This window comes from Pseudomonas sp. WS 5027 (genome assembly GCF_012985695.1).
GTDB lineage: Bacteria > Pseudomonadota > Gammaproteobacteria > Pseudomonadales > Pseudomonadaceae > Aquipseudomonas > Aquipseudomonas hygromyciniae.
Map to the genome: position 1 here is coordinate 58382 of NZ_JAAQWU010000023.1, position 26457 is coordinate 84838.

19 protein-coding genes are annotated in these 26457 nt (G+C 60.5%); 8 read left to right on the top strand and 11 right to left on the bottom strand.

Annotated elements, in window-relative coordinates:
* Position 1 precedes the first annotated feature (1 nt).
* From HBO09_RS23775 to gloB, 5 genes are all read right to left on the bottom strand, one after another.
* Positions 2-1075, bottom strand: coding sequence for a microcin C ABC transporter permease YejB (locus tag HBO09_RS23775; protein ID WP_057436807.1), 1074 nt, complete (start codon positions 1073-1075; stop codon positions 2-4).
* A 1-nt stretch (position 1076) separates the two neighbouring features.
* Positions 1077-2915, bottom strand: coding sequence for an extracellular solute-binding protein (locus HBO09_RS23780; RefSeq protein ID WP_169997781.1), 1839 nt, complete (start codon positions 2913-2915; stop codon positions 1077-1079).
* Positions 2912-4741: an extracellular solute-binding protein gene (locus HBO09_RS23785; RefSeq protein ID WP_169997779.1), complete on the bottom strand. Its 1830-nt coding sequence runs from the start codon at positions 4739-4741 to the stop codon at positions 2912-2914. The genes HBO09_RS23780 and HBO09_RS23785 overlap by 4 nt, the downstream gene beginning before the upstream one ends.
* Before the next feature lie 190 nt (positions 4742-4931).
* A complete protein-coding gene (locus HBO09_RS23790; RefSeq protein WP_169997777.1) occupies positions 4932-6344 on the bottom strand; it encodes a lytic transglycosylase domain-containing protein in 1413 nt (470 codons plus the stop codon).
* Between the two features lie 98 nt (positions 6345-6442).
* Positions 6443-7210: a hydroxyacylglutathione hydrolase gene (gene gloB, locus HBO09_RS23795; protein WP_169997774.1), complete on the bottom strand. Its 768-nt coding sequence runs from the start codon at positions 7208-7210 to the stop codon at positions 6443-6445.
* A 65-nt stretch (positions 7211-7275) separates the two neighbouring features.
* Between gloB and HBO09_RS23800 the strand changes: the two genes are divergently transcribed.
* The gene (locus HBO09_RS23800; RefSeq protein ID WP_169997771.1) at positions 7276-8034 is read left to right on the top strand and encodes a methyltransferase domain-containing protein; all 759 of its coding nucleotides are present in this window, start codon (positions 7276-7278) and stop codon (positions 8032-8034) included.
* Positions 8035-8118: 84 nt separating this feature from the next.
* Entirely contained in the window at positions 8119-8571 is a 453-nt protein-coding gene (rnhA, locus tag HBO09_RS23805) for a ribonuclease HI (RefSeq protein WP_029291380.1), read from the top strand.
* A gap of 30 nt (positions 8572-8601) precedes the next feature.
* On the opposite strand, the gene HBO09_RS23810 is transcribed toward rnhA, so the two are convergent.
* Positions 8602-8907, bottom strand: coding sequence for a DUF2388 domain-containing protein (locus tag HBO09_RS23810; protein WP_169997769.1), 306 nt, complete (start codon positions 8905-8907; stop codon positions 8602-8604).
* 199 nt (positions 8908-9106) lie between these two features.
* Here HBO09_RS23810 and dnaQ point away from each other — a divergent pair, with 199 nt between their 5' ends.
* The 3 genes from dnaQ (at position 9107) to HBO09_RS23825 (ending at position 12870) form a co-directional block, all read left to right on the top strand.
* The gene (dnaQ, locus tag HBO09_RS23815) at positions 9107-9847 is read left to right on the top strand and encodes a DNA polymerase III subunit epsilon (protein ID WP_169997881.1); all 741 of its coding nucleotides are present in this window, start codon (positions 9107-9109) and stop codon (positions 9845-9847) included.
* Between the two features lie 195 nt (positions 9848-10042).
* Positions 10043-12298: an Orn/Lys/Arg decarboxylase N-terminal domain-containing protein gene (locus HBO09_RS23820; RefSeq protein ID WP_169997766.1), complete on the top strand. Its 2256-nt coding sequence runs from the start codon at positions 10043-10045 to the stop codon at positions 12296-12298.
* Positions 12299-12306: 8 nt separating this feature from the next.
* Positions 12307-12870: a GNAT family N-acetyltransferase gene (locus tag HBO09_RS23825; RefSeq protein WP_262381320.1), complete on the top strand. Its 564-nt coding sequence runs from the start codon at positions 12307-12309 to the stop codon at positions 12868-12870.
* Positions 12871-13080: 210 nt separating this feature from the next.
* Here the strand turns inward: HBO09_RS23825 and HBO09_RS23830 are convergent, their stop codons facing one another.
* Positions 13081-13980 (bottom strand): LysR substrate-binding domain-containing protein, encoded by a 900-nt coding sequence (locus HBO09_RS23830; protein ID WP_169997764.1) that lies wholly within the window; start codon positions 13978-13980, stop codon positions 13081-13083.
* A 92-nt stretch (positions 13981-14072) separates the two neighbouring features.
* The gene (locus HBO09_RS23835; RefSeq protein ID WP_029291392.1) at positions 14073-14297 is read right to left on the bottom strand and encodes a hypothetical protein; all 225 of its coding nucleotides are present in this window, start codon (positions 14295-14297) and stop codon (positions 14073-14075) included.
* Positions 14298-14524: 227 nt separating this feature from the next.
* Between HBO09_RS23835 and HBO09_RS23840 the strand changes: the two genes are divergently transcribed.
* Positions 14525-15082 carry an NAD(P)H-dependent oxidoreductase gene (locus tag HBO09_RS23840; protein WP_169997761.1) on the top strand — a complete coding sequence of 186 codons (558 nt, stop codon included), beginning with the start codon at positions 14525-14527 and terminating at the stop codon, positions 15080-15082.
* An 84-nt stretch (positions 15083-15166) separates the two neighbouring features.
* Here the strand turns inward: HBO09_RS23840 and HBO09_RS23845 are convergent, their stop codons facing one another.
* Together HBO09_RS23845 and HBO09_RS23850 are read right to left on the bottom strand one after the other, a co-directional pair.
* Positions 15167-15661, bottom strand: coding sequence for a DUF934 domain-containing protein (locus tag HBO09_RS23845; protein WP_169997759.1), 495 nt, complete (start codon positions 15659-15661; stop codon positions 15167-15169).
* Complete coding sequence (locus tag HBO09_RS23850; RefSeq protein ID WP_169997756.1) at positions 15645-17303, bottom strand: nitrite/sulfite reductase; 1659 nt, start codon at positions 17301-17303, stop codon at positions 15645-15647. The genes HBO09_RS23845 and HBO09_RS23850 overlap by 17 nt, the downstream gene beginning before the upstream one ends.
* 453 nt (positions 17304-17756) lie before the next feature.
* Here HBO09_RS23850 and HBO09_RS23855 point away from each other — a divergent pair, with 453 nt between their 5' ends.
* Positions 17757-18836, top strand: coding sequence for an ABC transporter substrate-binding protein (locus tag HBO09_RS23855; protein WP_169997753.1), 1080 nt, complete (start codon positions 17757-17759; stop codon positions 18834-18836).
* A 6-nt stretch (positions 18837-18842) separates the two neighbouring features.
* On the opposite strand, the gene HBO09_RS23860 is transcribed toward HBO09_RS23855, so the two are convergent.
* A complete protein-coding gene (locus HBO09_RS23860) occupies positions 18843-19058 on the bottom strand; it encodes a DUF2970 domain-containing protein (protein WP_169997751.1) in 216 nt (71 codons plus the stop codon).
* Positions 19059-19190: 132 nt separating this feature from the next.
* Between HBO09_RS23860 and HBO09_RS23865 the strand changes: the two genes are divergently transcribed.
* Positions 19191-26297, top strand: a complete 7107-nt coding sequence (locus HBO09_RS23865) for an NEL-type E3 ubiquitin ligase domain-containing protein (RefSeq protein ID WP_170060973.1) — start codon at positions 19191-19193, stop codon at positions 26295-26297.
* Positions 26298-26457: the final 160 nt, after the last annotated feature.

Consider the following 26457-nt stretch of genomic DNA (forward strand, 5'->3'; position numbering starts at 1 on the left):
CTCAATGCTCCCGGCTTTCGAAGTCGATGCGTGGGTCGACCAGGGTGTAGGTCAAATCACCAATCAGTTTCACCACCAGGCCCAGCAGGGTGAAGATAAACAGGGTGCCGAACACCACCGGGTAATCGCGGTTGATCGCCGCCTCAAAGCTCATCAGGCCGAGGCCGTCGAGGGAGAAGATCACTTCCACCAGCAAAGAGCCGGTAAAGAAGATACCGATAAAGGCCGAAGGGAAGCCTGCGATCACCAACAACATGGCGTTGCGGAATACGTGGCCGTAGAGCACGCGGTGATTGGTCAGGCCCTTGGCCTTGGCGGTGATCACGTACTGTTTGTTGATCTCGTCGAGAAAGCTGTTCTTGGTCAGCAACGTCATGGTGGCGAAGTTACCAATCACCAGGGCCGTGACCGGCAGCGCCAAATGCCAGAAGTAGTCGAGGATCTTGCCACCCCAGCTCAGTTCGTCAAAGTTGTTGGACGTCAGCCCCCGTAGCGGGAACCAGTCGAAATAACTGCCGCCGGCAAATACCACGATCAACAGGATGGCAAACAGGAACGCCGGGATCGCATAGCCGACAATGATTGCCGAACTGGTCCACACATCAAAGTGGCTGCCATGGCGGGTGGCCTTGGCGATCCCCAGGGGGATCGAGACCAGGTACATGATCAGGGTGCTCCATAACCCGAGGGAAATGGACACCGGCATCTTCTCCTTGATCAGGTCGATGACCTTGGCATCGCGAAAAAAGCTGTCGCCAAAATCCAGCTGGGCGTAGTTCTTGACCATGATCCACAAGCGTTCCGGCGCCGATTTGTCGAAGCCGTACATTTTCTCGATTTCCTTGATCAGCGTCGGGTCCAGGCCCTGGGCGCCGCGGTAGCTGGAACCGGCCACCGAGACTTCGGCGCCGCCACCGGCGATGCGACTGGTGGCGCCTTCAAAGCCTTCGAGCTTGGCGATCATTTGTTCCACCGGGCCGCCGGGCGCGGCCTGGATGATGACAAAGTTGATCAGCAAAATGCCAAACAGCGTCGGGATGATCAGCAGCAACCTGCGAAAAATATAAGCCAGCATGTCAGTCGCCTCCGCTCGCCGGGTCGGCGCTGGTGTCTGTAGGAGGCGTCACTGCCGGCGGTGTGTTGGGTTTGATCCACCAGGTATTGATGCCCACGTCATAGCGCGGCGGGACCTTGGGGTGGCCGAGGTGATTCCAGTAGGCCACGCGGTAGGTCTTGATGTGCCAGTTGGGGATCACGTAGTAGCCAAACTGCAAGACCCGATCCAGGGCCTTGGCGTGGGCCACCAGGCTGTTGCGTGAGTCGGCGTTGATCAACTGCTCCACCAATTCGTCGATGGCCGGGTCCTTGAGGCCGATGTAGTTGCGGCTACCGGGGTTGTCGGCACTGCCCGATTGCCAGAATTCCCGCTGCTCGTTACCGGGTGACGAGGACTGTGGGAAGCTGCCGACCATCATGTCGAAATCCCGCGAGCGCACGCGGTTGACGTACTGCGACACATCGACCCGGCGGATCACCAGCTCGATGCCCAGGTCCGCCAGGTTGCGCTTGAAGGGCAGCAGGATGCGCTCGAAGTCGGTCTGAAACAGCATGAATTCGATGCTCACCGGTTTGCCGTGGGTGTCGACCATCTTGTCGTCGACGATGCGCCAGCCGGCTTCCTGCAACAGTTGGTAGGCTTCGCGTTGCTGGGTGCGGATCATGCCGCTGGCATCGGTTTTTGGCGGGGCGAAGGCTTCGGTGAATACTTGCGGCGGGATTCGGCCGCGCAACGGTTCGAGAATCGCCAGTTCGGCGGGGCCGGGCAGGCCGGTGGCGGCCATGTCCGAGTTTTCGAAGTAACTGCGGGTGCGGGTGTAGGCACCGTTGAACAGTTGTTTGTTGCTCCATTCAAAGTCCAGCAACAGGCTGATGGCCTTGCGCACCCGCACGTCCTCGAACATCGGCTTGCGGATGTTGAACACAAAGCCCTGCATCCCGGTGGGATTGCCGTTGGGCAGTTCTTCCTTGATCAGTCGACCCTCGGCGACGGCCGGCACGTTGTAGGCATTGGCCCAGTTCTTCGCCGTGGTTTCCTGCCAATAGTCGAATTGCCCGGCCTTGAGGGCCTCCAGGGCCACCGTGCTGTCACGGTAGTAATCGCTAATGCGGTAATCGAAGTTGTACAGGCCCTTGTTGATCGGCAGGTCCTTGGCCCAGTAATCCTTTACCCGCTCGTATCGGATCGAGCGCCCCGGCTTGACCTCGGCCACCTTGTACGGGCCGCTGCCCAGGGGAATCTCCAGGCTGCTCTTGGCAAAGTCGCGCCCGGCCCACCAATGCTTGGGCAACACTGGCAACTGGCCGAGGATCAGTGGCAATTCGCGGTTGCTGGTGTGTTTGAACTTGAACAACACCCGCAGCGGGTCTTCGGCCACCACTTCGGCGACGTCAGCGTAGTAGGTGCGGTAGATGGGGCTGCCTTGCTTGATCAGGGTTTCAAAGGTGAACACCACGTCTTCAGCGTGTACCGGATGGCCATCGTGGAAGCGCGCTTCGGGCCGCAGGTAAAAGCGTACCCAACTGTTATCGGGGGCTTTTTCGATCTTGCCGGCGATCAGGCCGTACTCGGTGATGGGCTCGTCCAGGCCTTGTTGGGCCAGGGTGTCGAAGACCAGGCCAATATTGTCGGCAGGCACGCCTTTGCTGATAAACGGGTTGAGGCTGTCGAAGCTGCCCATGGCTGACTCGCGAAAAGTCCCGCCTTTGGGCGCGTCGGGATTGACGTAGTCAACGTGCTTGAAGTTGGCCGGGTACTTGGGCGGTTCGTCATAGAGGGTCAAGGCATGTTGGGGGGCGGCAACGGCCTGGGCGCAAAATAACAGGCCGCTGATAATCGCAGTACGCAAAGGCATCATTGGGGTTTCTCCGAAGCTTTCAGCCACCACGCGCTCAGGCCCAGGCTGTAGGGCGGCGTGGTCACGAAGGCGAACCGGTTACGGTACGCCAGGCGATGATAGTTGAGATACCAATTGGGAATACTGTAGTGCTGCCACAGCAGGACCCGATCCAGGGCCCGGCCGGCGGCGATTTGTTGGTCGCGGGTCTGTGCGGCGAGCAACTGCTCCAGCAGGTGGTCGACTACAGGGTTGGCGATGCCCGCGTAATTCTTGCTGCCCTTGATCCCGGCCTGGCTGGAGTGGAAGTACTGCCACTGCTCAAGGCCGGGGCTGAGGGTCTGGTTGAGCGTCATCAGGATCATGTCGAAGTCGAACTGGTCGAGGCGCTGCTTGTACTGCGCACGGTCCACGGTGCGCAAGTGCGCATCGATGCCGATGCTGCGCAGGTTTTCCACATAGGGTTGCAGGATCCGCTCCAGGTTTGGATTGACCAGCAGGATTTCGAAGCGCAGCGGCTGCCCATTGCTGTCGAGCAGGCGCTGGCCGGACAGTTTCCAGCCGCCTTCGGCCAGTAGGCCGAGGGCGCGGCGCATGGCTTCGCGGGGGATACCGCGACCGTCGGTCTGCGGCAGGCTGAAGGCTTGGGTAAACAGATTGGCCGGTAATTGTTCGCGGTAAGGCGAGAGCATCAGCCATTCATGGCCCACGGGCAGGCCGCTGGCGGAGAATTCGCTGTTGGGGTAGTAGCTCAAGGTGCGTTTATAGGCGCCGCTGAATAGTGTGCGGTTGGTCCACTTGAAATCGAACATCAGCCCCAGGGCCTCGCGCACCTTGGCCTGGCTGAAGGTGGCGCGGCGGCTGTTCATGAACAGGCCCTGGCTTTGGGTCGGGATCTGATGGGCAATCTGTGCCTTGATCACCTCGCCACGGTTGACCGCCGGGAAGTTGTAGCCATTTGCCCAGTTCTTGGCCTGGTGTTCGATATAGATATCGAACTCGCCGGCCTTGAACGCCTCGAAGGCCACGTCGCTGTCGCGGTAGAACTCCACCTCGACCTTGTCGTAGTTGTAGAACCCGCGATTGACCGGCAGATCCTTGCCCCAATAGTCCTTGACCCGTTCGAACACCAATTGCCGGCCTGGCTGGACCTGGCTGATCCGATAGGGCCCACTGCCCAGCGGCGCCTCGAAGGTGGTGGCCTTGAAGTCGCGGTTCTTCCAGTAGTGTTGGGGCAGCACCGGCAACTCGCCCAGGCGCAGGATCAGCAGCGGGTTGCCGGCGCGCTTGAACACAAAACGGATGCGGTGTGGGTTGAGTACATCCACCCGGGCCACTTCCTGCAGGTTGGTGCGGTATTGCGGATGGCCTTCGGTCAGTAATGTGCGATAGGAAAACGCCACATCGTCGGCGGTGATGGGCTTGCCATCATGAAAGCGCGCTTGCGGACGCAGGTTGAACACCACCCAGCTGCGGTCTTCGCTGTACTCCACCGATCGGGCAATCAGGCCATAGCTGGACGTGGGTTCGTCGCCGGAAGGCGCGTACTGGCCGGTGCCGACCATCAGCGGCTCATTGAGCTCATTGACGCCGTATTGCAGGAAATTGGCGGTGGAGACCGGGCTTGAGCCCTTGAAGGTATAAGGGTTGAGGGTGTCAAACGTGCCAAACGCCATGACCCGCAAGGTGCCGCCCTTGGGCGCTGCGGGGTTTACCCAATCGAAGTGGGTGAATTTGGCCGGGTACTTGAGCGTACCGAACTGCGCATAACCGTGGTTCTCGGTAATGGTCGCGTTCGCACAAAAGCTCAAGGCCAGACTTATTAGTAGAAGGAGGGGACGCTTCAAGTCAGAGATCCGATCCGGGCGGCTTGGGCTTTATGATCGGTACAGTAACAGCTTGTTCCACTTGGAAAAAGACTGTTGAAAAGACCAAAAATCAATGTGGGAGCGGGCTTGCTCGCGAAAGCAGTGCGTCAGGCGAAAAATGTATCACCTGATGCACCGCTTTCGCGAGCAAGCCCGCTCCTACAAGGGGTCAGCGTGGTCCGGAAACCACCAGCATCTGCCCAGGTTTCAGCGCCTGGCCAGTGCGTGGGTTCCAACGCTTGAGATGTTGCATCTCGACGTTGAAACGCTTGGCTACCATGTACAGCGAGTCACCTTTCTTGACCTTGTACTGCACCGGTTTCTTGCCGCCAGCCTTGGCCACCAACTTGCGGGTGTCCTGCATTACCAGGGTCTGGCCGACTTTCAAGGCCTGGCCATTGAGCTTGTTCCAGCGCTGCAGGTCATGCACGTCGACCTTGTTGGCCTTGGCAATCAGCGTCAGGTTATCGCCGCTCTTGACCTTGTAGCTGCGCGAGCGTCCGGCCACGGTCTTGTGCTCGACTTCGTCAAAGACCGGCTTTTTCGGGCGCAGGCTCAACAATTCCTCGGGGTTCATCGAGGACAGGCTGCTGGCCAGCAATTGCGCCTTGGAGGTGGGCACCAGCAAATGCTGGGGACCGTCCAGGGTGGTGCGCTGCTTGAAGGCCGGGTTGAGCTGGAACAGTTCGTCTTCGTCGATTTCGGCCAGCGCGGCGACCCGTGACAGGTCCATGCTTTGCTTGACTTCGACCACTTCAAAGTACGGCGTGTTGGCAATCGGGTTCAGGTTGACGCCGTAGGCCTCGGGGGCCAGCACCACCTGGGAAAGCGCCAGGAACTTGGGCACGTAGTCCTTGGTTTCCTGGGGCAGCGGCAGGTTCCAGTAGTCGGTGGGCAGGCCGAGCTTCTCGTTGCGCTCAATGGCCCGGCTGACCGTGCCTTCGCCTGCGTTATAGGCCGCCAGGGCCAGCAACCAGTCGCCGTTGAACATGTCATGCAGACGTGTCAGATAGTCCAGGGCAGCGGTGGTGGAGGCGGTGATATCGCGGCGGCCATCGTAGGCGCGGGTCTGGCGCAGGTTGAAGTAGCGCCCGGTGGAGGGAATGAATTGCCACAGGCCGACTGCATCGCTGCGCGAATAGGCCATTGGGTTGTAGGCACTTTCAATTACTGGCAGCAGGGCCAGCTCCAAGGGCATGTTGCGTTCTTCAAGGCGTTCGACGATGTAGTGAATATAGAGGCTGCCGCGTTCGCCGGCGTTCTCCAGGAACGATGGGTTGCTGGCGAACCACAGGCGCTGTTGCTCGATACGCGGGTTGACGCCCACGCCATCCTGCAACTGAAACCCCTGGCGCATGCGTTCCCAGACATCCTGGGGTACCTGCGGGCTTGGCTTCTCTGAGAGCCAAAGGGGTTTTTGCTTGATCTTGGCAGCAAATACGGGTTTGGGTTGCACGGTGGATTGTGCAGCGAAATTATTGGTTTGGCAGCCCGCCAGAGTTGCGGATACGGCCACCGCAATGGCTTGAGCCAGGCGGGTCAATGCGTCTGAATGGTTGGATTTACGAATAGATGACGACATTGGCTGGAAGTTAGTTCCGGGCAAAAATGTCGGGCGATTCTAGAAAGCGCTTGGGTTCCGGTCAACCATTCAGAAATTTCGTACCAGAACCTGTCTGCTTAGAACGTATCTTTCCAAGCGCGCAAGCTAGCAAATACCTCACTCCCAGAGCGGTTATCACGGCCATTCCGCTCGTCCGCTTTTTGTTTAACGGATGTTTCAGCGGTGCGCAGAAAAGGGTTAGTCAATTTTTCCAGGGCCAGGGTCGAAGGTAATGTCATCTTGCCGCCTGCGCGCAGTTCGCCGACTTTAGCCACGCGTTCGGCTATATCGGCGTTATCCGGTTCCACTGCCTGGGCAAAGCGCAGGTTACTTTGTGTGTATTCGTGGGTGCAGTAGACCAGCGTGTCAGCGGGCAGGGCGGCCAGGCGTTCCAGGGAGTTGTACATCTGTTCTGGCGTGCCCTCGAACAAACGCCCGCAACCGGCGGCGAACAGGGTATCGCCACAGAACAGCAAGCCATGACGATAAAAGGCTATGTGTCCCAGGGTATGTCCTGGTACGGCGAACACGTCGAGGTCCCAGCCCAGCACCTTGATACGGTCGTTATCATTGAGCGCGACGTCGCGGGCCGGGATCTGTTCGTTGGCCGGGCCATAGACCGTGGCGCCCGAGGCTTGCTTGAGCTGCTCAACGCCGCCGACGTGGTCGTGGTGGTGATGGGTCACCAGGATGTCGCTGAGGGTCCAATTGGGGTGCTCTTCAAGCCACTTCAGCACGGGCCCGGCATCACCGGGGTCGACCACCGCGCAACGATGGCTGTGATGGTCCTGTAACAACCAGATGTAGTTATCGGTGAAGGCGGGCAGGGCACTGATCTGTATCATTCTTCTATTCGCCAAGCTGGACACATTGGTGCATCTTAGAACGTCTTGGCGAGTTGGAGAATGCAATGACTGATAAAGCGTTCGCCCAGGCCGATCCTGAGTGGCTGGCCTTGATCAGCGCAGCCCGTGATTGGCTGTCCGGGCCGATCGGGCAATTTCTGCTGGAACAAGAGCGGCTTATGCTCGAAGAAGAGCTGGAGCGCTTCTTTGGCGGTTACCTGGTGCACTACGGCCCTTCGGCCCAGACCCCGCCGCCCGCGCCCCAGGTGCAGCGCAATGTTCGCCTCGGTGCGCCGTTGCCGGGGGTCGAGATTGTCTGCGAAGAACAGGCGTGGCCCTTGAGCGAGCATGCCGCCGACGTGGTGGTGATGCAGCATGGCCTGGATTTCTGCCTGTCTCCCCATGGGTTGCTGCGTGAAGCAGCCAGCGCCGTACGGCCTGGTGGCCATTTATTGATTGTTGGCATCAACCCCTGGAGTTCGTGGGGCCTGCGGCACGTATTTGCCCAGGATGCGCTGCGTCAGGCCCGCTGCATCTCGCCCTCGCGGGTCAGCGACTGGTTGAACCTGCTGGGCTTCGCGCTGGAGAAACGCCGCTTCGGGTGCTATCGTCCGCCGCTTGCCTCGCCCAAGTGGCAGGGCCGTTTGGCTGGCTGGGAGCGCCGGGCCGGGGCCTGGCAGTTGTCTGGTGGCGGTTTCTACCTGTTGGTAGCCCGCAAGATCGTAGTCGGGCTGCGGCCGGTCAGCCAGGTAAGGCGCGAGCCGATGGGCAAATTGGTGCCGATGCCCCTGGCCAAGGTCAATCGTCGCTCCAGCGAGCCATAAATCATTTTTTGGAATTCAGGTCGTAGTGTTCGACCTCGGGAGCTGCCGGTCGATTGCCGGTAACCCGCTTTGATGGATAGCGTAATGACCGATAGCGTAGAACTCTTTACCGACGGCGCCTGCAAGGGCAATCCTGGTCCTGGCGGCTGGGGCGCCTTGCTGGTGTGCAAGGGCGTGGAGAAGGAGTTGTGGGGCGGCGAAGCCAACACCACCAACAACCGCATGGAGCTGATGGGAGCCATTCGCGGCCTGGAAGAGCTCAAGCGCCGGTGCGATGTATTGCTGGTGACGGACTCGCAATACGTTATGAAGGGCATCAACGAGTGGATGGTCAACTGGAAAAAACGCGGCTGGAAAACCGCGGCCAAAGAGCCGGTGAAGAACGCCGACCTGTGGCAGTTGCTGGATGAACAGTGCAACCGCCACAACATCACCTGGAAGTGGGTACGCGGGCATATCGGCCATCCGGGCAACGAGCGTGCCGACCAGTTGGCCAATCGTGGCGTGGATGAAGTGCGTGGGTACAAACAGAGCTGAAGCTCCCCATCGCCTCGCCGGGGCTGGAAGTTACAGCGCCAGCATTGCGCAGGCGAGTTGCCCGTCCGTCTCGCGCAACGCCGGCAAAGTGCGGCGGATATGCAGCAAGGCTGACTCCAGCCGCGCACCGCGTATCTCACCCCGGCTTGCGACGTAAGCCGCCGCATCGTCCTTTGCCGCCAATACAATTTTGTCGTCCTTGAAACTGCTACTGGTGCCCTTGGTGGCACTCATCGACAGGCTGACCAGGGCATCCGTGGTCATCACAAAGCTGGTGGCCTGAGCATTGGCGGCGCTGATCAGGCACAGGGCGAGCAAGTAGTTTGGTTTGGACATGGGCGGTTATTTACGCATTGCTAAAGAGCGGCGCAGGCTACCAAGGGCCGTGATGGCAAATTGCGCAAGCTTTGCTAAATCTTGTAAAAAACTGTTGGGCGAGGGGCGTGGTGCTCCGCCATGGGGCGCTTGGGGTATAGAGCGTGTTAATATCCCGCCCCTTGAAATACACACCGTTGAGAGCTGAACCCTGATGGCCATCCGATCTGTTGTACTCGATACCGAAACCACCGGCATGCCGGTGACCGATGGCCACCGGATCATTGAAATCGGCTGTGTCGAACTGATGGGCCGTCGCCTCACGGGTCGTCATTTCCACGTGTACCTGCAACCGGATCGGGAAAGTGACGAAGGCGCCATTGGCGTCCACGGCATCACCAACGAATTCCTGGTAGGCAAGCCGCGCTTTGCGGAAGTCGCCGATGAATTTTTCGAGTTCATCAACGGCGCGCAGCTGATCATCCATAACGCGGCGTTCGACGTTGGCTTCATCAACAACGAATTCGCCCTGATGGGCCAGACGGATCGGGCGGACATCACCCGTCACTGCACGATCCTCGATACCCTGATGATGGCCCGTGAGCGCCACCCGGGCCAGCGCAACAGCCTTGATGCCTTGTGCAAGCGCTATGGCGTCGACAACTCCGGCCGTGAGCTGCACGGCGCTTTGCTCGACTCCGAGATCCTCGCGGACGTCTACCTGACCATGACGGGCGGGCAGACCAGCCTGTCCCTGGCTGGCAACGCCTCCGATGGCAATGGCTCAGCAGAAGGCTCGGGCAACCGGCCTTCGGAAATCCGCCGTCTGCCGGCAGATCGAAAGCCCACCACCATCATTCGTGCCAGCGAGCAGGACATGGCCGAGCACGCGGCACGCATGGAAGCCATCGCCAAATCGGCGGGTGCGCCGGCGTTGTGGACCCAACTGACCCAACACTAATTGCGCTCAAAAATGTAGGAGCGGGCGTGCCCGCGATTGCGGTTTGGCAGTCAGCGCATTCGTTACTGATCAACCGCCATCGCGGGCAAGCCCGCTCCCACACAAACCCATTCCCACATTAGTTATTATCTTCATTCGCCACATCCGCTCCCAGCTTCTACCCTGAGTACATCGCCCTCAGGACGCCAAGCCCTCATGTACAAAGACCTGAAGTTCCCCATCCTGATCGTGCATCGCGACATCAAGGCCGATACCGTCGCCGGTGATCGGGTCCGGGGGATCGCCCGGGAGTTGGAGCAAGAGGGTTTCAGCATCTTTTCTGCCATGGATTACGCCGAGGGCCGCTTGGTGGCCTCGACCCATCATGGCCTGGCGTGCATGCTGATCGCCGCCGAAGGCGCCGGGGAAAATACCCATCTGCTGCAGAACATGGTGGAGCTGATTCGCCTGGCGCGCCTGCGTGCCCCCAACCTGCCGATCTTCGCCCTGGGCGAGCAAGTCACCCTGGAAAATGCCCCGGCCGATGCCATGAGCGAGCTCAACCAACTGCGCGGCATTCTCTACCTGTTCGAAGACACCGTACCGTTTCTTGCCCGACAGGTGGCCCGCGCAGCGCGTACTTACCTCGATGGCCTGTTGCCGCCCTTCTTCAAGGCCCTGGTACAACACACCGCCGACTCCAATTATTCCTGGCATACCCCCGGTCACGGCGGCGGCGTTGCCTATCGTAAAAGCCCGGTGGGGCAGGCGTTTCATCAGTTTTTTGGGGAAAACACCCTGCGCTCGGACTTGTCGGTATCGGTGCCGGAACTGGGCTCGCTGCTGGATCACACCGGTCCCTTGGCGGAAGCCGAAGCCCGCGCGGCGCGCAATTTTGGCGCCGACCACACCTTTTTTGTGATCAATGGCACCTCCACGGCCAACAAGATCGTCTGGCATTCCATGGTCGGGCGCGACGACCTGGTGCTGGTGGACCGCAACTGTCACAAGTCGGTATTGCACTCGATCATCATGACCGGTGCGATCCCGCTGTACTTGTGCCCGGAGCGCAATGAGCTGGGGATCATCGGCCCCATTCCACTGACTGAGTTCAGCCGCGAGTCGATTCGCGCGAAGATCGAGGCCAGCCCCTTGACCCGTGGCCGCGAGCCCAAGGTCAAGCTGGCAGTGGTGACCAATTCGACGTATGACGGCCTGTGTTACAACGCCGAGCTGATCAAGCAGCAACTGGGCAACAGTGTCGAGGTGCTGCACTTTGACGAGGCCTGGTACGCCTACGCGGCCTTCCACGAATTTTTTACCGGGCGCTATGGCATGGGAACCTCGCGTACCCCCGACAGCCCTCTGGTATTCACCACGCACTCGACCCACAAGTTGTTGGCGGCGTTCAGCCAGGCCTCGATGATCCATGTCCAGGACGGCGGGGCGCGGCAGCTGGATCGTGATCGCTTCAATGAGGCGTTCATGATGCATATCTCTACCTCGCCGCAGTACAGCATCATCGCCTCGCTGGACGTGGCTTCGGCCATGATGGAAGGGCCCGCAGGGCGTTCGCTGCTTCAGGAAATGTTCGATGAGGCCTTGAGCTTTCGCCGGGCCCTGGCCAATTTGCGCCAGCATATCGCCGCCGATGATTGGTGGTTTTCCATCTGGCAACCGCCTTCGGTGGCGGGCATAGATCGGGTGGCGACAGCTGACTGGTTGCTGCAGCCCGAGGCCGACTGGCATGGTTTCGGGGATATCGCCGAAGACTATGTGTTGCTCGACCCGATCAAGGTCACCCTGGTGATGCCCGGCCTGACGGCGGGCGGCGCATTGAGTGATTGCGGGATCCCGGCGGCGGTGGTCAGCAAATTCCTCTGGGAACGTGGGCTGGTGGTGGAAAAAACCGGGCTGTATTCGTTCCTGGTGTTGTTCTCCATGGGCATTACCAAAGGCAAGTGGAGTACCCTGCTCACGGAACTGCTGGAGTTCAAGCGCAGTTACGACGCCAATATCAGCCTGGCCAGTTGCCTGCCATCGGTGTTCCAGCAGGGGCCGGCGCGCTATCAGGGTATGGGCCTGCAGGACTTGTGCGACCAGTTGCACAGTTGCTATCGCAGCAACGCCACGGCCAAGCATCTCAAACGCATGTACACGGTGTTGCCGGAAATCGCCATGAAGCCGGCCGATGCCTATGACCAACTGGTACGTGGCGAGGTCGAGGCGGTGTCCATCGATGCTTTGCCAGGGCGTATCGCCGCGGTGATGCTGGTGCCTTATCCGCCGGGCATTCCGCTGATCATGCCGGGGGAGCGCTTTACCGAATCGACGCGCTCGATCATCGACTACCTGGCCTTCGCCCGGGAGTTCGATAGCAGTTTCCCAGGGTTTGTCGCCGATGTGCATGGCTTACAACACGAAGACGACGGCAACGGTCGTTGTTACACCGTCGATTGCATCAAGTGTTAAGGAAGGTTATGCAAGCTGTAATGAATCCGAAGTACCCGGGGCTCAGTGTACGAGTCGCCGACGAGGGATTTGACGCCTACGTGTGGGGCAATGATTTCAGCTTCGAGGTGGGCGTGTATGGCACGCCGGAGTTGGGCAAACCCGTGGATCAGTGGGCGCTGGAGCAGATCTTGCCGTACCGTAAATGCTATGGCATTGATCCCGAGGAGTTCGCCAGCTACCGCAATGCCAGCGACAGCGCGGTTTTCATGGCGTACCTGGATGATCGGCCGGTTGGCCATATCGTCGTCAGTACCAATTGGAACGGGTATGCCCATGTCGATGAACTGGCGGTGGTGCTCCCGGCTCGCCGGCATGGCGTGGCCAAGGCTTTGCTCGATGTGGCGCAATTCTGGAGCCGCAAGAAAAACCTGCCGGGGATGATGCTGGAGACGCAGAACAATAATCTGGGGGCGTGTCGGCTGTATGAACGCAGCGGCTATGTCATGGGCGGCATCGACTACCTGCGTTATCGCGGGATTGATCCGCAGACCCGTGAGGTGGCGATTTTCTGGTATCGGCTGTTCCACTGACCAGAGGCAGGTGGTGCCTATGGGACTTTCGTGGAACTTTTTGTGGCGAGGGGGCTTGTCCCCCGCTGGGCTGCGCAGCAGCCCCAATAAGACCGCCGCGGTTTATCAGGCAGACCGCATCGCCAGAATTTGGGGCTGCTGCGCAGCCCAGCGGGGGACAAGCCCCCTCGCCACAACTGGCCCCCACAACTCCACAATAAGCCCTCTCATCTAGTTGCTCGGGGACAACACGGCCTGCGCCTTCTGCGTGACGATTTCCAGCAACGCAGTCAGCGCCGGGCTCGGGTTGCTGTCCTTGAGTGTCAACCCGTACAAGCTCACCAGGATCGGCGGCGACAATGGGCAGGTATCCAACCCGGCCTCCCGCGCGCCGCTGGCGGTGAATGGATCGACCACTGCCAGCCCTTCGCCAGCCTCGACCATGCTGCGCATCATCTGGTAGGTCTGCACCCGTGTCTGGATCACCGGCAACGGCCGCAGTGCTTGCAGCTTGCTGTCCAGCAACTGACTCAACGGGTCTTGCCCCTCCAGGCCGATCATTGCCTGGCCGGCCAGTTCTTGCAGGGCGATGTATTTCTGCCGAGGCTTGAGCCAACCGTGGGGCGCCAGCAACTGCAGCTTGCCGTGGCCCAGTACGGTGCTGGTGATTTGCGGGTGCTCGGGGTCATGCAGGCTCAGGCCCAGGTCGGCCTCATGCAGCAGCAGGCTTCTGACAATGTCGCGTGTCGGTTGGCTGGAGAGGTTGCAGGGCGTGTCCTGGAAGCGGCGGCGCAACAGCGCGATGCTTTGCGGCAATAGCTGGTTGGCCAAAGGAGGGGTACAGAGCGTACGCAGCGGCGCGGCGTGATGGTGCTTGAGGCTGCTGGCCAAGCGCTGTATAGGTTCGAGGGCTTCGTAGAGGTGGGCGATCTGCGCCTGCATGGCCAGGGTTTCGCGGGTGGCCTGCAACCGCCCGCGGACGCTGGCGAACAACATGAATCCCAACTGTTGTTCAGCGTCCTTGAGGGTGGCGTCCACATCGGACACAGCCAGTTGCAACCATTCGGCGGCGGTGCCGAGGTGCCCAGTCTGCAAAATGGCTTGAATCACTTCGATATGACGTAAACGCATGCATGAAGTCCATGTTCAGCAGGTAAGGGATTCACCGGGTGAATCCTAACCCAAGTCCGCTCATATGACTTCTGCCTGGAGGCACAGCCTTATCAAACAGGCATGTTCTCGGGTTCACGGGTCAGGGATACCTGCGACTGAACCAGAACGAAGGTGTTCTCGTCGACCTTGTTGACCCGGTCGCCAATCGCCAGTTTGTAGGAAATTACCGGTTCTGAACCGTCGCCTGAGGAGGTGGACTCCTGGAATTCATGCACGGAATAAACGCGACCTTCCGCGTCACGGGCATGGAATTGTCCGACAAGTACTGCAGCCATCTGTTTAGAACCTCTGGAGAAAAACACCGATTTGCGGTTCTGTAGACCGTCATTAAGGCGGGTAGTTTACCTACATCGAAAAAATACTATTCGCTGATGTTCCGCTTATTTTTCCTACGGGTACGCCTCGGGGCAAAACAGCTGTCGATTGGGCAAAACCTGCTGGTGATAGGTCGGCGAAGGCTCTATAACTACAGATTCCTTTAGTCAGATGTCGGGAAAGTCCCATGAGCAAGGTCTATACGATTGCCGTACTGGTCGGCAGCTTGAGAAAAGAGTCGATCAACCGCAAGGTCGCCCAGGCATTGGCCCAGTTGGCGCCGGCCAACCTCAAGCTCAGCATCGTCGAAATCGGCGAATTGCCGCTCTATAACGAAGACCTTGATGGCGCAACGCCGCCTTCGGCCTACACCACGTTCCGCCAGCAGGTGGCGGCGGCCGATGGAGTGCTGTTCGTCACCCCTGAATACAACCGTTCGGTGCCGGCAGCCTTGAAGAATGCCATTGATGTCGGCTCGCGCCCTTACGGTCAGAGCGCCTGGAACGGCAAGCCGGGGGCGGTCATCAGTGTTTCGCCGGGGGCTATTGGAGGCTTTGGCGCCAATCATCATTTGCGCCAGTCCCTGGTGTTTCTGAACGTGCCTTGCATGCAGCAGCCGGAAGCCTACCTGGGCGGCGCAGGCAGTGCGTTCGATGAGTCGGGCACGCTGTCGGAGAAAACCAAGCCGTTCCTGCAGGCGTTTATCGATGCCTATGGCCATTGGGTCGCACAGCACAAGGGCTGACGTACACAACGGCGCCTCTCGGAGCCCATAAAAAAACCGAAACCTGCGACGCCAGGTTTCGGTTTTTTTGTTTCCCGTCAGGACTTAGCGACGACGGAACAGCGGTAGCGGTTCATCCGTTGCGGCCTGGTACGTCACCGAAAAGTCCTTGAGACTTTCCAGCGCTTCGTACGGGTCTTTGTCGGCGCGCAAGGCGTAGGCATCGAAGCCGCAGCGGCGTAGATAGAACAACTGGTCGCGCAGCACATCGCCAATCGCCCGCAATTCGCCTTTGTAACCATAACGGTCACGCAGCAGGCGCGCGTTGGAGTAGTTGCGCCCGTCGGTGAAGGCTGGGAAGTTCAGGGCGATGACCTGGAAGTGCTGCACGTCATCACCGATTTCTTCGGCTTCTTCATCGGCGTCCAGCCATACGCCCAGGCCGCCATCGCGGGCCTTGAGCGCGTGACCATGCTCGCGCCACAGGGCCAGCGGTACGATCAGGTCGTCGCAGTTGGAGATGCCATCGAACGTCGCGTCCTTGGGCAGCAGGTGCCAGGTTTCGTCGACGACTTCGTTGTTCTTAATGATTCGCTGCATAGACGCGCTCCTTGAACAGGTCAATGCCGATGCGCTGGTAGGTGTCGATGAAGCGCTCATCTTCAGTGCGTTGTTCGACGTAGACGTCGATCAACTTGCCGATCACCTCAGGCATGGCTTCCTGGGCGAAAGATGGGCCGAGGATCTTGCCCAGGCTCGCATCGCGGCTGGCGCTGCCACCCAGGGACACTTGGTAGAATTCTTCGCCTTTCTTGTCCACCCCAAGGATGCCGATGTGGCCGACGTGGTGGTGACCACAAGCGTTCATGCAACCGGAGATGTTCAAGTCCAGTTCGCCGATATCGAACAGGTAGTCCAGGTCGTCGAAACGGCGTTGGATCGACTCGGCAATGGGAATTGACTTGGCGTTGGCCAGGGAGCAGAAGTCGCCACCCGGGCAGCAGATGATATCGGTCAGCAGGCCGATGTTCGGGGTGGCGAAACCGCTTTCGCGCAGCTCCCCCCACAAGGTGAACAGTTGGCTCTGCTCAACGTCCGCGAGGATGATGTTCTGCTCGTGGGAGGTGCGCAGTTGGCCAAAGCTGTAGCGGTCGGCCAGGTCGGCGACGGCGTCCAGTTGCTTGTCGGTGATATCGCCTGGCGCCACGCCGGTCGGCTTGAGCGACAGGGTTACCGCCACATAGCCAGGCTGCTTGTGTGCCAGGGTGTTGCGAGTCCGCCAGCGGGCAAAGCCTGGGTGCTGCTGGTCGAGCGCGGCCAGTTCGGCGTCCTGGTTGCCCAGGGCCTTGTAGTCCGGGTCGACGAAGTGTTTGGCCACGCGATGTACTTCGGCTTCGGTCAGGGTGGTCTGGCCGCCGCGCAGATGTTCCATTTCGGCGTCGACCTTCTGGGCAAATACCTCTGGGGTGATGGCCTTGACCAGGATCTTGATGCGCGCCTTGTACTTGTTGTCACGACGGCCATAGCGGTTGTACACACGCAGGATGGCGTCGAGGTAGCTCAACAGGTCTTGCCAGGGCAGGAATTCATTGATGAACGCGCCCACCACCGGGGTACGCCCCAGGCCGCCGCCCACCAGGACGCGGAAGCCCAACTCGCCTGCGGCGTTGTACACCGGCTCCAGGCCGATGTCGTGGACTTCGATCGCAGCGCGGTCGGAAGCCGAGCCGTTGATGGCGATCTTGAATTTACGCGGCAGGTAGGCAAATTCTGGGTGGAACGTGGTCCACTGGCGCACGATCTCGCACCAGGGGCGCGGGTCGATCACTTCATCGGCGGCCACGCCGGCGAACTGGTCAGTGGTCACGTTGCGCAGGCAGTTACCACTGGTCTGAATGGCGTGCATCTGCACGGTAGCCAGTTCAGCCAGGATGTCCGGCACGTCTTCCAGGGCCGGCCAGTTGAACTGCACATTCTGGCGGGTGCTGATGTGGGCATAGCCCTTGTCGAAGTCGCGGGCGATCTTGGCCATCATGCGCGTCTGGCGCGAAGTCAGTTGGCCGTAAGGCACGGCCACCCGCAGCATCGGCGCAAAGCGCTGAACATAAAGGCCATTTTGCAGGCGCAGAGGGCGGAACTCTTCTTCGCTCAGTTCACCTGCCAGATAGCGTCGGGTCTGATCACGGAACTGCTTGACGCGGTCCTCGATGATGCGCTGATCGTATTCGTCGTATACGTACATATAGGTCCTGTTCTCGGCAAATCTGCGCGCACGGCCGCGCACTCCCAACGGAGCCGGCGAACGATACCAGCTTGCGTTTATGCGCAAAAGTGATGTTTTAGTATATGCAAATAACCAAATGACCTAATGAGAACGGTTATCGCGATATCCACATTTGTCTTGCGGGCAATCATCGACTTTACTGTGGTCGAGTCTTAGTGCAATCAGCCATAAAACCGACAAGAGGCGATGCGATGAGCAATCCAACCAAAGCCCGTAAACCCGACAGTACCGTGGACGCCTGGGCGATTCTGTTCCTGATTATCCTGGTGGTTTCAACCGCGGTGTTCTGGGTCAGCCATCAATAGACGGCGTGGATCCCTGCGAAACTGTCCGATCTGCCGGTAAATAGCCAAGATCAAAAGGCCTATATGCCATTATCATGATCTGTCAGTTTTCGGGGTTCGGGCAGTAATGTTGAAGTTTCTCTGCGGGTGCTTGTGGTGGGTGGGAGTGACGTTCGGGACGATGGCCCAGGCCACGTCAGTGGTGTTTCTCAACCCCGGTATGTCCACTGAAACCTTCTGGGTCAGCTATGCGCAATTCATGCAGGCCGCGGCCAAGGACCTCGGCCTGGATTTGCATGTGCGCTATTCGGAGCGTGACCCGCAAAATACCCTGCTGCAGGCCCGCGAGGCGTTGCAAGGCCCGCAACGCCCGGATTACCTGGTGCTGGTCAACGAGCAATATATAGCCCCGCAGATCCTGCGCATGGCCCAGGGCAGCCAAGTGAAGCTGCTGCTCGTCAATAACGCCCTGACTCCCGACCAGATGCAGCTACTGGACGCCGGTAAGTACCCTAACTGGATGGGCAGCCTCACGACTAACGATGAGGAGGGCGGCTACCTGATGCTCAAGGAGTTGTTGCGCCAACATGGCCCTGTGCCGCCCAACGGCACCCTTGAGCTGCTGGCATTTTCCGGCGCCAAGTACACACCGACCTCGCAGGCTCGTGAGCAAGGCCTGCAGCGCGCCTTGCACGAACACCCCGAAGTACGTCTGCGCCAGTTGGTCTATGGAGAATGGAGTCGTCAGCGCGCATTTGATCAAGCGACCCTGATGTTCAAGCGGTACCCGCAGGCCACGTTGGTCTGGTCGGCCAATGATGAAATGGCTCTCGGCGCCATGCAGGCCTTGAATGGCAGCGGGCGCACGCCTGGCAAGGACGTGTTGTTCAGCGCAATCAACAGCTCTCCTGATGTGCTTCAAGCGCGCCTGCAAGGGCGGATCAGTGCGCTGGTGGCCGGGCATTTCACCTTGGGTGGCTGGGCAATGGTCATGTTGCATGATGATGCCAAGGGTGTAGATATCCAGCGCCATGGCGGGCGCGAGCGCAAGGTTAAGCTGTTCCAGTTGATTGACGCGCGCCAAGCCCAGCACCTACTGGACTTGCGGGGGCGGGAGGGCGACGGCGTAGACTTTCGCGCACTCTCGGCCGTGGGCAAACCCGCTGCCTATCAGTATCCCTTCAGCCTGCAGATGGTGTTGAAGTAGCCGCGCCTAGACCCCGGCCAGATGCACCACCAGCTTGACGATGGCAAACAGGGTCAATGCAAACACCACGGTAAATACAATCCCCAGCACCACAAAATGGCTGGGCTTGCCATGGGTAAAGTCCCGGGCGCGGTTTTTCCCGCTCTGTACGCCGAACGCGGCGGCCATCACGCTATGCAGCATCTGCCAGAAGGTCGGCGGTTTGTTGTCGGGGGCATTCATAAGTCCTCCTGTGGGGTTGGGCTACGTGGGCGGCTCCAAAGAGAATAGTCAACCCCTGGGGAATGTGCAGACGTAGTTACCGCCGCGGTGTTCAGCCGGCGTGGTGTGCTGTGGCTTTTCCTGGAGCCCACCATGACCGACTCTCCTGCATTGCCCCCCACGCCCAGTATCCACGGGCGGCTATTGAAAACCCGCACGCCACAATGGCTGATCGACGCCACTTCCCAGCGCCGCCAGGCGCTCAAGCTCAGCGATGCTTTTGTGCCGCCAGCCTATCGGCTCGCGCCCGCCGAGCAACGCCAGCAAGTGCGTGACTGCGTGGTCGCCAGCTTCACCGCGCAGACTGCCTTGGACAAGACGATGTCCGCCTTGCAGGACATAGAGACCTTCGCCCGGCCCCTACTGGTCAATGCCCTCCAAGACCAGTTCGGCGTGACCCTGGCCCCGAGGATCGAGACCTGGCTGAGCCTGCGAAAGTCACTGCAAGTGACTCACCTCAACCTCGACACGCTGACCTACGACTTTCTGAAACTGGAGCTGCTGCAAGCGGCGCTGCATAACTTTGAGGAGGCCGAGTGCGAGCAAGGGGCGTTTCACACGTCGTCGGGTTTCAAGTGGCAAGTACCGACTCGTGGCGTATCCCCCCAGAACTCATTGGTGTCTTTGCGCATGCGAGGCCTTGAAGTCCACCAATTCATAAAAATGTGCCGCACCCTGGACATCGGAGGCCAGTACCAGCGCCATATCACCGAGTTCTTTTATCCCAGCGATACCGTCGCTCAGACCACCTTGCGCGAGCAGTTCATTGCCAGCCAAAAAACAGCGATGAGGGCGGCTGCCGAGCTGGCGCTGCTGGGCAAGGATATAACCCGCGACGACTACAACATGCTGCTGTCGGTAATCGATGGCGAGCGCTCACCGCGCATCGGCGGGCAGCCGGTGTGGATCTGCGACCTGGGCCTGATGAAGCTGCGCATGACCGGCTGCGTGCTGTTTCTGGCTTTCGATGACGCCGATGTTCATTCCCCCATCCTGTACATCCCCCACGATCCCTATACCCCCCTCAAGCGCTATGCCTCTCACGCCCAAATGCTCGAGACCCTCAAGCAGCGCCTGGCTACGCCGGGCTCGGCGTCAACCCGCGTAAGCCGGCCGACGGATTACCAGCGCTTCTTCAGTCAGTTTGTCGACGCTGCCGATCACCCTCACTATTTCAGCGAGTTCACCCAGGATGCAGACGATGCCACGTTGCTCGAGAAGATCGGCTCCAACTTCGCCGGCCTGGGGCAGACGTATGAACTCATCAGCCAACTGACACCCTTTACCGTGAGCAATCTGCCGCCCATGCCGCTGGCGCCACAGGTGCCCAATCCCCAGCCCTACCTGGCGCCCTTGGCGCTGGCGTTCAAAGACCAGGCGTTTGGCAGCGACAAGATCGATCTGTGGACCTACCTGTATGAACAGCATCGGCAAAAAAGCATCGCCGATGCGGCCAGGTATGCGGTGCCCACGGCCGATGTCGATGCCAGGGTGCGCAAACAGAAACTGGCGATGCTGCTGAATGTGGGGCTGTTCGGCCTGAGTGCGGTCGCGGGGTTCGTGCCGGTGCTGGGGGAAGTAATGATGGCGGTGATGGTCGAGCAACTCTTGAGTGAGGTGGTCGAGGCCGCGCAGGAGTGGACTGAAGGCGATCGCAAGGCCGCCAAGGCTCATATCATCGATCTGGCGCAAAACCTCGCCTTGATCGGGCTGACGGCGGCGGGGGGCAAAGTCCTGAGCCGGCTCAAGCCTGAACCGGTGATCGAAGGCTTGGTGCCGGTACAACTGCCCAACGCACAGGTGCGCTTGTGGAAACCTGACCTGAGTCCCTACCGGCAGGCAGACAGTCTGGTTGCCGGCAGCACGCCCAATGCCTTGGGGCAATACACGGTCGGCACCCGGCATTACGTGCGTATCGATAACGGCGTTTACGAAAAGGTCTTCGATCCGCAACTCAAGAAATGGCGCATCCAGCACCCCCACGACCCCATGGCTTATCAGCCGGTCCTGGAGCACAACGGGGCGGGCGCCTGGCGCCATCGTCATGAGTCGCCTTTGGCATGGGATCGCCTGACCCTGCTGCGGCGCCTGGGGCACATCACTGACAGCTTCGCCGATGAGACCTTGAGGGTCATTGGCGAGGTGAGCGGCGTTGACGACGACCTGCTGCGCAAGGTTCACATGGACGGTTTGCCGGTGCCTGCGGTGCTGGCCGATACCCTGGAGCAGTTCCAGGTCGATCAGCAGGTTGAAGCGCTGATTGGCCGGCTACGTCGTGGTGCCGGGCTGGACAGTCACGATACCTACGCCGTGCCCTTGGCGGTCGAAATGCCCGGTTGGCCACAGGGGCGGGTCCTGGAAGTGTTTGAGCAGGCTGCTGTGAGTTCTCCTGTGATCGAGGAGCGGCAGGCCCTCTCAGGTCTGGGCGAACCCCAGGCGCGTCAGTTGCTCGGCACGCCGGATCGTCGACAACTGCATGGCGTGCCGCTGAGCGATGAGTGGGAAAGCGCAACCGTCAGGGTGCCGCAACCCGTGGGGCGCTCGGTGCGCTATGGCAGCCCGGGGGGCGCAGACGACGGCCGGCCCACCTTGAAAATCACCCGTGCCGAACTGCTGCAAGGCAAGCTGGCCCAGGTGGTATTGGCCGGCCTGGACGAGCAGGAAACGGCCGGCCTGCTGGGCAGCACGGCAAGTGCCGGCGCGGGGACGAGGGCACAGCAGTTCAATGAGCGCCTGGCCGAGCATGCCCTGCAACGACAGCACGCCTTGTTCGACGCGCTGTTGCATGCCAAGGGCCCGCACAGGCCTGATACAGGGCTGTTAGCGCGGCGGTTTCCCACGCTTTCCCGCCGGGGCCTTAAGGAGGTGCTGGACCGCGCCAGCCCCGAGGAACTGACAAACCTGCATCACCACGCCCGCCTGAGTAGCCGCCTGGGTCACCTGGCCCGTGTCGGTGTGCAACAAGGCCGCGTGAACCGCGCGATCAGTGGGCTGCATCGCGAAAGGCTCGCCAGCCCTGACAGTGATCGCCTGGCCTTGCATGGCCTGGAACGCCTGCCGGGTTGGCCGCAAGGTCTGCGGCTTGAGCTGCGCCTGAACAGTCATCGTGGCCCCCTGGTGGACAGCATCGGCGATACAGACGCCGCAGTGCGCCGCTACCTGGTCAAGCACGACGATCGCTTCCAGGCCTTTGATGCTGCAGGCAACGTGCTCGATAGCGGATCCGCACCGGGGCGCAACTTCTTCCAATCGATCCTCGCGGCGTTACCCGATGACACCCGTCAGGCTTTGGCGCTGACGGGGCAGGGCGCGGACCTGCAGCAGATGCTGGCGACCTATGCCAGGCGCCATCGACAGGTGGTCGCCGAGCAGATCCTGAAGCTGCGCGCCCCCAGGTCGCGGCCCTCGATACGCCTGCAGAGCGGGCGCCTGGGCTATGCGTTGTCCGGCCGCGGTCAGTTGCTGGGCATGGATGAGTATTTGGTCGCCCAGGCCCGTAATGCCTACCCCAATATCGCTGATGATGAGGTCCAGGAGTTTATCGAGGCCCGCCGACTCGACGGCGACAGCGAGCAGAAAATCGCCTTGTTGTTTGCCAACCGCCAGCGCGAGCTGACGGCCTTGCGTGCGACGCTTGAGCAGTGGGCGGGGGACCATGCCTCGCGCCTGAGCGCGGTGAATGATGTCATTGACTGTTGGCGCCAAGGCTTTGATCGGAACCGCGCTCCCCACGCCACACTGAATCTGCGTGCAGAAGAGGTGCTGCCTGAGTGGGACGCGGATTTTTCCCATGTGCAAACCCTGAACCTGTCGGGGGCCAGATTGCTGGCCCAGGAACCCACGCAGTTACTCAAGCCGTTTGCTCATGTGCAGCAGTTGGAGCTATACGTGAGCCCCAGCCAGCTCGGGGCTGTGACCCAACGCCTGGCGGACGTTTCAGGCCTGACGGCAGTCTCGATCACCGGCCCGGCGCTGACCTACACCCCGCAAGTGCTGCAGCCACTTGAGCGCATGACCGGGCTCAAGCAACTGTCCCTGACCGGCAGCCTGACCGCGCTGGACCTCAGCGGTCTGACGTCATTACGCCGCTTGAACGTATCCGGCACGCTGTCCACCTGGCCTGAAGGGCTCTTGGCACTCGAACACCTGGAATTTGTGGATTTCAGCGGGACGCCGCTACGCAACGTGCCGAGCGAGATGTTTGTCGGGCACCAACGCTTGTGGCGCGGCTTGCACATGAATTGGGCGGAATACGACGCCCATGATTTTATGCGGGTGTATGACTACCTGCACGACAACCCGGCCCATCTGGTGGATGAGCAGCGCCTGGTGCAGAGCTATTGCGAGGGCGCCTTGGCCCATTTGAAAGGTGGCGACCGGGGCTTTGTCGATCAGGTCCTCGGCGGTTTCAAGACCCAGGGCCTGACCGCGCGTCAACGGTTGGATCGGGTCAATACGGTGCGCGAGGAATACGCTCAACTGGTCGAGGTGCTGGAGCAATGGTCGGATCACGAGTCCAGTGTCGGCAGGGTGGAGGTGGAACGCCAGGTGGCCACTGAAAAGCTCCTGGATTGCTGGCGCCACGGCCTGTCGCCGCGCCTGGTCGCCGACACTGAGTTGCCTGCCACGGCCACGCACCTCGACCTGTCAGGCGCCAGTCTGGTCGATTTGCCACGGTTGCCTGCCACAGCTTTCAGCCATGTCCGCAGCTTGGACCTGAGTGATATCGGCGTCTCGTTGGAAGGCATCAATGGCTGGATCGGCCAGTTCGCCCAGCTCGACACATTGAGCCTGGCCCGAAACAACCTGATCGAGCTGCCGTCGGCGCTGGCGCAGACCCCGTCCCTGCGCCACTTGGACCTTTCCCATAACTGGCTGGTCGTCAGCCCGGCGATACAGGCACAGTTAAGCCAACTGACGGAGCTGGTGTCGCTGCGCTTGCCGTACAACCCGATCCGCAGCCTGGATGTCAGTGCACTGCGTGGCCTGCGAACCCTGGATCTGAGCCACAGTGCGCTCGATGAGTGGCCGCAAGGGGTGTTGGAGTTGCCGTCCTTGCAACGCCTGGATCTGAGCCACAGCGCCGTGACAGGCATCCCCGAGGCGGCATTGAGTGGGCATGACCCGTTGCTGCTCAATACCCATCTGCGAGGTTGTCGCCTCGACATGGCGACACGCGCCCAAGCACGACTATTTGCGCGCCGTTACCCGACAACCACCCTGCAAGCGCCTTTGGGCATCCCCCGAGAGCTCCTTGCCCAAGGCCTGACGGGGGGCAAACCCGAGTATTTTCCCGAAGATGCCTTGCGCCGTCCTGAGCTGCTGGTTGCGCTGCCCACGGCATCCGCTGCCCAGACGCCGTTGCCGCCAATTGCCCGCTTGCAACGCCTGGCCCCGGCCCTGGATGACTTGCAGGCGGCGGCTCGCATCGACGAGCTGGGCGAACATGGCCTGGATGCGCAGCAGATCCACACCCGCCTGGATGAATGGGAAGCGCAATACGCGCAGTGGGTGTCGCTGCTCAACGACTGGATGGATGTTCACGGCTACCTGGACGGCAGCTGGGTCAGTGCCCTGGATCGCCGCCGGGCGGCCGATCGTCTGTTGGAGAGTTGGCGTCACACCCTGCGCGCCACACCGCTTGCACCTGGCCTGGACGGCACACAGGTGCTGGACTTTTCCGAGCTCTCGCTGGGGGATCTGCCCAGGCTGCCCAATTATTTTGCGCATGTCACCGAACTGAACCTGAGCCGTACCCGGCTCACCGCCCAAGGCTCGAATGAGTTTCTGCGGGCCTTTCCCCATGTGCGTACATTGACCCTCAGCCACAACGGTTTGAGCGCCATACCCGATGCCCTCGCTGAGTTTCGGGCATTGCAGCGCCTGGATATGGCGAGCAATGAACTGCAGACGGCTGCACAACTGTCGGCCCTGCGCGAACTGGAATGGCTGGATCTGAGCGGGAACCTGTTGACCGAGGTGGAGCTAGGTGGTCTGGCCCGGCTGGACACGCTGTATCTGCAGCACAACCTGTTGGACGATTGGCCAATGGCGGTCCTGGAAATGCCACGCCTGCGCACTCTGGACTTGCAAGACAACTGGATCGAGACCCTGCCGGCAGCGGCACTCGAACCCGAGCATCGACAACTGCTGGCGGGGACCGATCTGTCACGCAACCGCCTTGAGCAACCGGCCTGCGAGCGCCTGCAGGTCTATCTGGCCCAGACCGGCAACGGCCTGGGTTTTTCCGCCGAGCAGCTCGACGTCATGATCCGCGGCTACCGGGAGCGCGATGAGTTGGCGGCTTTCGATTCTCCGGATTACTCCCTCAATCATCCCGACATCGAAACGCCCCAGGAGCAGAAGGCGCGCTGGTTTGCCGGTGTCGCACCGTATTCGTCAAAACACCGCCTGTGGAATCAACTGTTCGCCCAGGAAGGCAGCACGGATTTTTTCTTCATGCTCTCGCAGTTGCGCAATACCGAGGACTTTCTTGAGGCGCCGGCGGACCTGACGCAGCGGGTGTGGACGCTGCTGGAGGCGATGGATAAAAAGCCGTCCTTGCGCCGCGATCTGTTTGCCCGGGCCACGGCGCTGATGCCCGAGGTGACTTGTGGAGATGGCCGAATCCTGATGTTCAACGAGCTTGAAACCCGGGTTCTGGAGTTCCAAGCACTGAACCTCGCCGAACAGGGGCAGGACGGCGCCAGGCTGTTGAAATTTGCCCGCAGCATGCTGCGCCTGGAGGCGGTGGAGGAGATCGCCCAGAGCACTATCGACAACCGTCCGGACATTGACCCGGCGGAGATTCGCCTGGCCTTGCGCATCGGACTTGCGCAGCGCCTGGACCTGCCCCGGCAACCTTTTGGCATGTTGTATGGCGAGCTGTCGGAAGTGACCCCAGCCGACCTGGAAAGCGCTTCTGCCACGGTGCTGGAGCGTGAGCGCACCCCGGCGTTCGAGGAAAAACTGGTGGGGCTGGAGTACTGGCTCAATTATCTGAAACACAAGTACGCCGCTGACTTTTCGGCGTTGGCCCATGAAGTGGAGCAAAAGGCCGAAGCCTTGGAGGAGCGCTATCCCGACAGCGGATCGGACTACTTGCGCGATTATGCCGAGTTGGGAGCTTGGAGCGAGGAGCACCGCAAAGCCTTGGCGATTCGCCTGACCCGGCAGGAGCGCCAGGCGTTGAATCTCTGAGTGGTCATTCCTGTGGTGTTTGGGCCACTGTGGGAATGACTTTCTGTGGTGAGGGGGCTTCTGTGGTGAGGGGGCTTGTCCCCCGCTGGGCTGCGCAGCAGCCCCAAAACCTGCACCCTCGGTTTAACTGACACACCTCGGTGGTGCTATTGGGGCTGCT